We start from the raw sequence: 9,167 nt of genomic DNA, 5'->3' as shown, positions 1-9,167 counted from the left end.
CCACGAGCTCGCCGTCCTTGCGGACGAGCGGCCTGGTGAGCCACTCGCCGCCCGGATCGGCGGTCTCGCTGACGCCGCGCTGACAGGCCAGTCCCTTGTTGACCGGATGACTCGGATCGCCGCGGACGGACCCGAGACCGTAGCCGCGATCGGGGGCCTGCTGGACGTGCCCGCAGCCGACTGCACACCGCATACACGTGGTCGGCACCAGATCGGTCACGGCTCACACCTCCGGGACGCGACGCGGACGGGGATGTGTGATTTACAATCACACCTATCGGAGAGAGATTTGCACGACATCATTCAGAGTTTCACGCCTCAAGAAAACATATGCAACTACTAAACGGTGATCGTTTACAAATAACGTATTTTCTCGGCTGAATCGGGGAGAGTCCGCAATATGCGAATGGATAGGGGGAATATAAGGGGATTAAACGGCGGCTATTCCGCCGAGTCGAGCGGACATATGTCCACGAATGAACCCCGTGGTATTGATTGACAGGTTTGGATCATCGAATATAGTAGCCACTGACAGTCACTGCACACCTGATCGCATGAGAGTAGCGCGGTTCGGAACGTTCGCGGTTCGGAGCGAGGCGCGGTTCGGAGCGAACAGAGTGAGCGAGAACCGCGGGAACGCGAACGGTGAGCCAAGCGAGCCGTGAGCGAACAGAGTGAGCGTTCACAGTGAGTATGAACCGCGGACTATCGATCAGCGTGTAACTCGTTTCAGTGGCTACTATAGCAAGCGACGACCGACCATCGCTGTCGAGAAGTAGTCGGAAGATCGCCCGATCGATCACACATACTGACAGTCGAGAGGGGCACAACCGACTCGATACCGGCTCGAAACCAGGCCGCGGCGGACTACGTCCGTCCGACCCACTTCAGGATGAACAGCGTCCCTTCGAACAGCAGGATCATCGTGACGGCGACGAGGATGGGGGCCATCCCGGTCGGGTCGAGCGTGAACATGAACGAGAGCCCCGCGAAGCCCGCCCAGAAGTACAGCCGCTTCTGGGCCAGCCAGCGGCGGGTCGTCACGCCCATCATGATCGCCAGCATGATGAAGAGCGGAATCTGGAAGACGATCGCGAGAAAGCCCATCAGCGTGATGATCAGGTTGAACGTCTCGCCCAGCGCGTACGCGATCTCGGCGCTTTCCTCCGCGTAGTAGGTGAAGTACCGAAAGAGGATCGGCAAGACGATCACGTACGAAAACAGCATCCCGATCGCGCCGAGAACGACGCTCGTCGGGACCGCCGCGAGGTAGTACTTGCGCTCGTTGGGGTACAGCCCCGGCCGCATGAACAGGTAACACTCGTAGACGAACGCCGGCAGCGCGATCATAATCCCGAGCAGCGACGAGATCTTGATCCGGGTCAACCACAGCTCGAGCGGGTTGTAGACGTGAGGCGGCGGAACCTGTCCGGCGTCGTAGGGGAAGACGTTGAACCAGATGAACTCGATGGCCTGCGAGGCCCACAGCAGACCGATCGCCGTCCCGCCGGCCCCGAACAGCAAGACGACCGCCAGCCGGAGCACCATCTCCTCGATGTGATCGGCCAGGGGCATCTCCTCGTCGTCCGGCGGCGTCGAGAGCCCCCCGATATCGTCGTCGGGATCGGGGTACGGCTGCTCGGGGGTGTGCGGATCGCCGACGACGCCTTCGCCATCGGTCTCGAGATTCGACGACTCCGCGCCGTCGGTCGCTGACGATCCGGTCTCGGAGGCGGGGTCGGGATCGGATTCGGCGGCATCGTCCGGAGCCAGCGGTCGCTCATCGAGGTCGTCCCGTGACTCGTCAGGGCCCTCGATATCGGGGTCCTCCCGTGACTCTTCGGGAGACTCGACATCGCGATCGTCCGCCGGCTCGTCCGACATCTACGGAATACTGATAGGCCACCGGTTATAGGCCTTTTTCTTACGACCACCCCTCGAGAGTGAGAAGGCCGTTTGATCGTCCCACGAACCCGCACACCCACTCGAAAGGTTGATAACTGGATGTCAGTTACCCCAACCCAATGAGTTCTGCCGTCGACGAGGACACCGCCCAAGCCATCAACAGCGGCCGGGAGACGATCGGCGCGCTCCTCTCGGGTGCACAGGAGCACCTGCAGAAGGTGTTTATCGTCTTTCTCATCGGCTTCGTCAGCTCCTTTTACGCGCTCCGCGTGGTCGTCTGGGACTTCCTCGAGGCGACGGCGAAGGGCCAGATGAACGAGGAGATCGCCGGCTCGACCGACATCATCACGCGAACGCCGTTCGAGGTGATCCTCTTACAGGCCAAGATCGGGATGATCACGGGCGCTGTCGTTGCGATTCCCGCACTGCTCTTTTTCTCCCGGAAGGCGATCCGTCGCCGCGGCTATCACAGCGTCGTCCCGGTCTCGAAGGGGTACATCGCCGGCTTCGTGGTGATGGCACTCTCGCTGTTCGTAGCGGGGGTCATCTACGCCTACAGCATCTTCTTCCCCTACGCGTTCGGCTTTCTCGCGGGGAACGCCGTCAGCGCCGGTGTCAAACCCAGTTACGGGATCACCGAGTTCACCGAGTTCATGGCACTGCTGACGCTCTCGTTCGGGCTCGCCGCCCAGCTCCCGCTGTTGATGGGCGTGTTGTCCTACACCGAGATCATCCCCTACGAGACGTTCCGGGACAAGTGGCGACACGCCGTCGTCGGGATCGTCATCTTCGGGGCCCTCTTCTCGCCACCGGACCCGTTCACGCAGGTCATGTGGGCCATGCCGATGGTCGTCCTCTACGTCTTCAGCCTCGGACTGGCCAAGGTCGTCACCAACGTCCGCCGGCGCGGCGCGGCGAAATCCGAGGGGACGGGAACCGACCACGTCAAGCGGCGTCTCCTCCAGTTCGGCGGCGTGCTCGCCGTCGTCGCGGCTGCGATCTCCGTCGCCGTCAACCAGGGCGGCTTCGGCTACCTCCGCGAGTCCGTCTACCCCACGTTCCCGTCGTGGCTGCGTCCCAGCGGGACCCTCGGTCTCGAGACGATGGCGAGTACCCACGGTCTCGCCGGCGAGGTCGCGGTCGGGCTGCTGATCGCTGCCGCCGTCGGCTTCGTCATCCTGCTCGGCTACACGATTCACGTGCTCCAGCAGCCGGTCTATCCGCGAGAAGACGACATTCGACGGGCGGATACGCACGAGGACGTCGACTTCGAGACGCTCGCAGTCGAGGATATCGACGACGTGTCGGTACAGGTCTTCCACAGTATGAGCGAGGACCAGGCGCTGGAGTACTCCCGGCAGGCGATGTACGACGACGACCGGGAGAAAGCGCAAGCCATCCTCGACAGGTTCGATTCGATAGAGACGACCGACGACAGCGGTGACGGCGCGGCAGCAGGCGCTGGCGCAAGCGCCGGGGCAGGCGGTGCAGCGGACGACGATGACGAGAGCCTCTTCGCGAGCACCGCGGCCGGTATGCTCGACCCGTTCACCGAGGAGGAGACGGACGAGGACGACATCGGCGGCTACGCCTACGACATCGCCTTCATCTTCAACAGTCTCACCTCGAAGGTGTTCCGCATCGTCGGGCTGTTCATGGTCGTCATGGGCGGCACCTTCTTCTGGCTCTACTCCGGCGGTCTCGGGGACGTACTCAGGCTCTTCCTCGATCGGGTTCCCCGACACGTGCTCGAGGAGGTCGTCAGGGAGGGCGCCGATCCGAGCACGATGAGTCTCGGCGAACTCATCGAAGCGATGGACATCGTCGTCGCGTTGCACCCGGTCGAAGTGCTCATCTTCGAGGCGAAGGTGAGCGCGCTCGCCGGACTCGTCGCTACCCTCCCGCTGGTGCTGTTCTACGCTTGGCCGCCCGCCAAGGAGCGCGGGTTGGTCTATGGCGACCGACGGACGTTCGTCGTCTGGGCCGGCGGCCTGCTCGCCGGCTTCGCCGTCGGAACCTATCTCGGATTCTTCTGGGTCGCGCCGACGATCATCTCGTATCTGGTCTCGGACGCGATCAGCAACGGGATGGTCATCTCCTACCGGATCAAGAGCTTCTTCTGGCTCGTTATCGCCACGACCGTCGGCATCGGCTTCCTGCTCAACATCATCGTCACGATGGCGCTGTTCCACGTCGGCGGCGTCGCCAGCTACCGCTCGATGCTCGAGCGCTGGCGGCCCGTCGTCGTCGGCATCTTCGTCATCGCCGCCTTCTTCAGCCCGAAGGGGATCCTCATGATGTTGCTGTTCGCCATCCCGATCTCGCTCACCTACCTGCTCGGCCTCGCCATCCTCTACGTCCTCACCGGCGGCGGCCGGCTGTTCGGCGGTGGTGGCGGCTCGGCGGCCCCACCGGACGCCGAGGACACCGGTGCAATCGCGACGGAGTGACTGTGTTCACGGCACATTCCCCGTCCGCCACCGACGTTTCATCGCTCACGCAGTCTTGCAACTGCTTCGTATAGGGGATCTCTGTATCGCTCAAACCGCTCAACCGTCACGCGGTGGCGCGCGCTGGAACGCGGTGAACGTCAGTGAACCGCGGCCCAAAGTCGTGCGAGGGATGAGCGAACGGTGCGAGGGATGAACGGAGTGAATCCCTCGATTGCGAGCGGTGACCGATGGGAACCGTGAGCAGTGAGCGAATCGGTTGGGGAGGGCGTGGTGATTCCCTGTTGCCACGATAGCAGGACGCGTTGTCTCACTCATTTCCATCAAAGCCCAATGGTTGCTCGAGGCACGATCGGCTCGTTCAGGATGACGTCCATCTCAAGACCACGAAAATCGACCGATCAACCCTCTTAAGACGAGGACGTGCGAACGACTACCTAGACTGATGCCCAAAATCAGCGTCGAAATTCCGCAGGAACTCCTCGAGGATCTGGACGACCACGTCGGCGACGACGGCAAGTTCGTCAACCGCAGTGACGCGATTCGGTCCTCGATCCGAAAGAATCTGGATATCTTGGACGAGATCGACGAGCGCCACGACCGCCTCGAGACGGAGGAGTAGCCGACCGGTCAGTCCCGGTCGATCCGCTGTGCGAAGCCGAAGTTCGGCTTGACGTCCTCGACGCGCACCGTGACCGTCTCGCCTTCCTCGGTGTCGGGGACGAACAGCCGGTAGCCGTCGACGCTCGCCATGCCGTCGCCCTCGTTCCCGACGGCGTCGATCTCCACCTCGAGTTCGTCGCCCGGCCGCACCGTGGCGGTGAGTCGTCCCTTTCCGATGAAGTAGACCTCGGAGGACTCGTCCCGACTCGCCTTCGGCGATGTCGCGCGGACGTACTGGAACTCCTCCTCGACGTCGGCCCGGAAGTCGTCGACGTCCGGCCCCTCGAAGACCTTCACGACGAAGTCCCCGCCGCTGTCGAGCAGTTCGATGGACGTCTCGAAGGCCTGTCGCGCGAGGTGCAGCGAGCGGGCCTGATCGAGCGAGTACTCGCCGGACATGTTGGGTGCCATGTCCGAGATGACGACGTCGACCGGGCCCCCGGCGGCGTCGATGACCCGATCGCGAGTCTTGTCTTCGGTCATGTCCCCGCGGAGCGTCTCCACGTTGTCGTGGTCATCGAAGTCCTTGATCCGCTGGAAGTCGACGCCGATGACGTTCCCCTCCGAGCCGACCGCCTCGGCGGCGACCTCGAGCCAGCCGCCGGGGGCCGCCCCCAGGTCGACGACCGTATCGCCGCGATCGATGACGTTCTCGAGGTTATCGAGCTGTTTGAGCTTGTAGGCCGCTCGAGAGCGATACCCTTCCTGTTTCGCCTTGTTGTAGTAGTGGTCTTTGCCTGCCATCAGCGTGTCACTCAGTTATCGCGACTAGCCGGTCGAGACGGATAGGTGTCGCGACTCGTCGTTTCTACGGACGAACGATCGACACGGAAGACTACGAGGACGAACCGGTCCGGAGAGTGAGCGTCTTCTGGATGAGCTGTCGGGCTGCCATGGAGCAGCAGAAGTACCAGACGATCCACGTCTGCATCGGACCGACGAGGGACTCCCGCCAGGTGACGGAGCCCGCGATCGGGACGACCAGTCCCGTTTCGCCGGCACCGAGGTGGCCGCCGCGAACCTTCCAGCGGAGCCAGAGAAAGACGGGGATCGTCAACAGCATGATCCACACCATCGGCCGGAATTGCAGCTTGAACATGCCGAACTGGTCGCCAGCGGCCGCGATCTGTTCGTCCTGAATCCGCTCGAGGGCCTCGTCGTCGCCGCGCTCGGTCGCCGCCTCCTTTCGCTCCCGGAGCCGCTCCATCCGCTGTTTGTACTGCTGGAGCTTCTCGCGGTCCAGTAGCCGCGACTGTAATACGGTAGAATAGAGCCCGGTGGCAACCGCAAGGAGGACGATGATAAGATGAAACGGCACGAGTTCGGCGACCGGGCCGAGAACGACGCTCTCGACCGACGCGACGATGTCCCGAACCTGTGAGTTGCAGTAGCCGGCGAACAGCAGCAGTGCGAACACGCCCGCGACCTTGTCTGCGGACGTCCAGGACGGCGACTCGATATCGTCCACCCCTGTGTGCTCGGACGGATCATCTCCTTCGAGGAGCCGTTCGACTCGGTCGGGCTCTGCGAGCGCGAATCCGGTACCGGCGCTGACGAGCACCTCTCGTTCGATGAGCCGCCCCCACTGATCGCTCGACAGTGAGTCCCTGACGTCGCTCCATTCGAGTTCCTCCGCGCCGCCGTCCGACCGTTCGTAGACGATGGCGAGCGCCTCTCGGACCGACGCGTTCTCGAGAAGCGCCGCCAACTGATCGATAGGCATTCGCTAGCCGGGCGTCCTCGCTACCGAACTATCAACTCTTTCGTTTCGGCGCTCCGTTCTGCAGCCGGTTGTCCGACCGAACCGCCGGGTTTCGAAAGCCGGGCCAGCAGTTATGCCGTCGAGGCGCGGACCGGCGACCATGGGCGAAGAGATTACGATCGAGGACGGCGGAAAACGCGTAATCGACAGCAACGGTAACGAGATCGGAATCGTCATGGACGTCGAAGACGGGACGGCCTACGTCGATCCCAGCGAGGAGATCGGCGGCGAACTCAAGACCAGACTCGGCTGGGGCCGAGACACCGAGAGCCGGTATCCGCTCCGGAACGATGCGATCGGCGAGGTTACCGACGAGGAGATCCGATTACGCGAGGAGTACTGAGAAGGGATCCGGACCGTACACCGACTATTTTCGAGTGAGACGGCAGTCGCGCCTCGTGATGTGACGGCCGCTCGACCGGAGACGGCAGGCCCCCGAGCCGTCGACTGAGTACGCGATCCGTTCCGCCACTCGCGAGTCCCTGCTCGCGCGTAAAGGGTGGCTTTTTATGGCGACCGTCCGTACGCCGACCTATATGTTCAAGGCCATCGTGAGCGCCGAAACGCTCACCAGCGCGCTCGATTCGGTGAGCGTCCTGGTCGACGAGTGCAAGATCCACCTCGAGGAAGACGGACTGGAGATCCGGGCCGTCGACCCCGCGAACGTCGGGATGGTCGACCTCTCGCTCGATGCGTCTGCGTTCGAATCCTACGAGGCGGACGGCGGACTGATCGGCGTCGACCTCTCGCGGCTCGAGGACATCGCCGGCATGGCCGACTCCGGTCAGCTCATTCAGCTCGAACTCGACGAGGAGACCCGCAAGCTCCACATCCAGATCGACGGGCTCGAGTACACGCTCGCGCTCATCGACCCCGACTCGATCCGTCAGGAGCCGGACATCCCGGACCTCGACCTGCCCGCGGAGGTCGTCCTCGAGGGGAAAGACGTCAACCGATCGGTGACGGCCGCCGACATGGTGTCCGACCACATCGCACTCGGCGTCGACGAAACCGACGAGTTCTTCTACGTCAGCGCGGAGGGCGACACCGACGACGTCCACCTCGAGCTCACCCAGGACGATCTGATCGATCTGCAGGTCGGTCCGGCCCGCTCGCTGTTCTCGCTTGACTATCTCAAGGACATGAACAAGGCGATTCCCAAGGACACCGAGGTCACGCTCGACCTCGGCGAGGAGTTCCCCGTCAAGATCTACTTCGGCTTCGCGGAGGGACAGGGACAGGTCACTTACATGCTCGCGCCGCGCATCCAGAGCGACTAACGCGCTCGAGCGGCGTCGACTACTTAATACGACGATATAGGCAGGCGAGTGGCTACCGGAGTTCTCGACAATGGCAGGGTATGCCCTCCCCGAACGATTCGTCGGACGACTCGGAGTCGACCGATCACAGGTACGTCACGACGTTCGATCCGGTGGACGGCCGGCCGAGCGAGGCCGTCGTCACCGCAGTCGCCGCGGTTCTCGAGGCCGATCCCGCCGAGCTAGCGCCGCTGTACGACGTCATGGATCCGGGCGCGCTCAACGACCTGATCGAACACGCCCAGCGAGGGTCGACCGACGGCACTCATCTGGTGTGGTTCACCTACGAGGGTCTCGATGTCGGCGTCCGAAGCGACGGCGAGATCCGGATCCGGGACGCGACCGTCGCGAGCTAGATCCCCGTCTCGCCGGCACACCGCGTCGGGCGGTTCCGGTCCCGCGTCTCTAGTCCTGCTCCTCGAGGAAGGAGCGCAGGTGCTCGTTGACCAGTTCGTCGTCTTCGATGAAGAAGAGGTGCGAGCCGCCCTCGACGAGTTCGAGACGGCTGTCCGAGATTTTCTCCTCGAGTAGCCGCGCGTTCTCGACGGGGACGACCTGATCGTCGGTCCCGTGAAGGAGCAGCGTTGGCACGCGGAGCCCGTCGAGGCGGTCGCTGACGTCGAACTGCTGGACGGCGGCGGCCTGGGCCTCGCGGGCGGGGGCACTGGCGTCCTGCTCGAGTCGCCACTCGATGATTCGATCCATCAGGTGGGGGTTCCGGTTGGTGAACCGCTCGTTGAACGCGGGGCGCATTCGATGGCGGATCGTCTCGCGCTCGCTGGCACCGTCGGGCGCGTCGAACATTCGTTCCTGCGTTTCGTCGGGCACCGGTGCGGCGTCGGGGCCCCCGTGAGACGTACAACACAGCGTCAGTGATTTCGTCCGGGAGTACTCCAGCGCGTAGCGCTGGGCGATCATCCCGCCCATGCTCGCGCCGACGATGTGGGCGTCGTAGACCCCCGCGTCGTCGAGAACGGCCTCGAGGTCGGCGGCGAGTCCGCCGATCGAGTAACCGGCCAGTTTGAGGAGGACGAGGCCGCGGAGCGTCCCCGGCAGTCGCGGGACGAG

10 protein-coding genes are annotated in these 9,167 nt (G+C 63.6%); 5 read left to right on the top strand and 5 right to left on the bottom strand.

What is annotated here, in order from left to right:
• A partial coding sequence (locus tag PGX04_RS17365) for a hypothetical protein (RefSeq protein ID WP_273739668.1) occupies positions 1 to 193 on the bottom strand: 193 nt, incomplete at its 3' end.
• 674 nt (positions 194 to 867) lie between these two features.
• Positions 868 to 1,884, bottom strand: a complete 1,017-nt coding sequence (gene tatC / locus PGX04_RS17360) for a twin-arginine translocase subunit TatC (RefSeq protein ID WP_273739666.1) — start codon at positions 1,882 to 1,884, stop codon at positions 868 to 870.
• 140 nt (positions 1,885 to 2,024) lie between these two features.
• Here tatC and PGX04_RS17355 point away from each other — a divergent pair, with 140 nt between their 5' ends.
• Together PGX04_RS17355 and PGX04_RS17350 are read left to right on the top strand one after the other, a co-directional pair.
• Complete coding sequence (locus tag PGX04_RS17355; protein ID WP_273739665.1) at positions 2,025 to 4,355, top strand: twin-arginine translocase subunit TatC; 2,331 nt, start codon at positions 2,025 to 2,027, stop codon at positions 4,353 to 4,355.
• Between the two features lie 445 nt (positions 4,356 to 4,800).
• Complete coding sequence (locus PGX04_RS17350) at positions 4,801 to 4,977, top strand: ribbon-helix-helix domain-containing protein (protein ID WP_098725150.1); 177 nt, start codon at positions 4,801 to 4,803, stop codon at positions 4,975 to 4,977.
• Between the two features lie 8 nt (positions 4,978 to 4,985).
• Here the strand turns inward: PGX04_RS17350 and PGX04_RS17345 are convergent, their stop codons facing one another.
• Positions 4,986 to 5,762: a 23S rRNA (uridine(2552)-2'-O)-methyltransferase gene (locus tag PGX04_RS17345; protein WP_273739664.1), complete on the bottom strand. Its 777-nt coding sequence runs from the start codon at positions 5,760 to 5,762 to the stop codon at positions 4,986 to 4,988.
• 91 nt (positions 5,763 to 5,853) lie between these two features.
• Positions 5,854 to 6,741, bottom strand: coding sequence for a DUF106 domain-containing protein (locus PGX04_RS17340; RefSeq protein ID WP_273739663.1), 888 nt, complete (start codon positions 6,739 to 6,741; stop codon positions 5,854 to 5,856).
• Positions 6,742 to 6,880: 139 nt separating this feature from the next.
• Between PGX04_RS17340 and PGX04_RS17335 the strand changes: the two genes are divergently transcribed.
• The 3 genes from PGX04_RS17335 to PGX04_RS17325 all read left to right on the top strand — a co-directional run bounded on the left by PGX04_RS17335 (position 6,881) and on the right by PGX04_RS17325 (position 8,455).
• Positions 6,881 to 7,123, top strand: a complete 243-nt coding sequence (locus PGX04_RS17335; RefSeq protein ID WP_273739662.1) for a hypothetical protein — start codon at positions 6,881 to 6,883, stop codon at positions 7,121 to 7,123.
• Between the two features lie 193 nt (positions 7,124 to 7,316).
• Positions 7,317 to 8,060 carry a DNA polymerase sliding clamp gene (locus PGX04_RS17330; protein WP_273739667.1) on the top strand — a complete coding sequence of 248 codons (744 nt, stop codon included), beginning with the start codon at positions 7,317 to 7,319 and terminating at the stop codon, positions 8,058 to 8,060.
• Positions 8,061 to 8,140: 80 nt separating this feature from the next.
• Positions 8,141 to 8,455, top strand: coding sequence for a HalOD1 output domain-containing protein (locus tag PGX04_RS17325; protein WP_273739661.1), 315 nt, complete (start codon positions 8,141 to 8,143; stop codon positions 8,453 to 8,455).
• A gap of 49 nt (positions 8,456 to 8,504) precedes the next feature.
• On the opposite strand, the gene PGX04_RS17320 is transcribed toward PGX04_RS17325, so the two are convergent.
• Positions 8,505 to 9,167: alpha/beta fold hydrolase (locus PGX04_RS17320; RefSeq protein WP_273739660.1), on the bottom strand; the 663-nt coding region annotated here is incomplete at its 5' end.

Source organism: Natrinema soli (assembly GCF_028618695.1).
This window is presented reverse-complemented; position numbering and strand designations above follow the sequence as displayed.

What these genes read in the sequence shown, in the direction of transcription:
- tatC (WP_273739666.1), bottom strand. Translation starts at nt 1,884, where the DNA reads ATGTCGGACGAGCCGGCGGACGATCGCGATGTCGAGTCTCCCGAAGAG.
- PGX04_RS17355 (WP_273739665.1), top strand. Translation starts at nt 2,025, where the DNA reads ATGAGTTCTGCCGTCGACGAGGACACCGCCCAAGCCATCAACAGCGGC.
- PGX04_RS17350 (WP_098725150.1), top strand. Translation starts at nt 4,801, where the DNA reads ATGCCCAAAATCAGCGTCGAAATTCCGCAGGAACTCCTCGAGGATCTG.
- PGX04_RS17345 (WP_273739664.1), bottom strand. Translation starts at nt 5,762, where the DNA reads ATGGCAGGCAAAGACCACTACTACAACAAGGCGAAACAGGAAGGGTAT.
- PGX04_RS17340 (WP_273739663.1), bottom strand. Translation starts at nt 6,741, where the DNA reads ATGCCTATCGATCAGTTGGCGGCGCTTCTCGAGAACGCGTCGGTCCGA.
- PGX04_RS17335 (WP_273739662.1), top strand. Translation starts at nt 6,881, where the DNA reads ATGGGCGAAGAGATTACGATCGAGGACGGCGGAAAACGCGTAATCGAC.
- PGX04_RS17330 (WP_273739667.1), top strand. Translation starts at nt 7,317, where the DNA reads ATGTTCAAGGCCATCGTGAGCGCCGAAACGCTCACCAGCGCGCTCGAT.
- PGX04_RS17325 (WP_273739661.1), top strand. Translation starts at nt 8,141, where the DNA reads ATGCCCTCCCCGAACGATTCGTCGGACGACTCGGAGTCGACCGATCAC.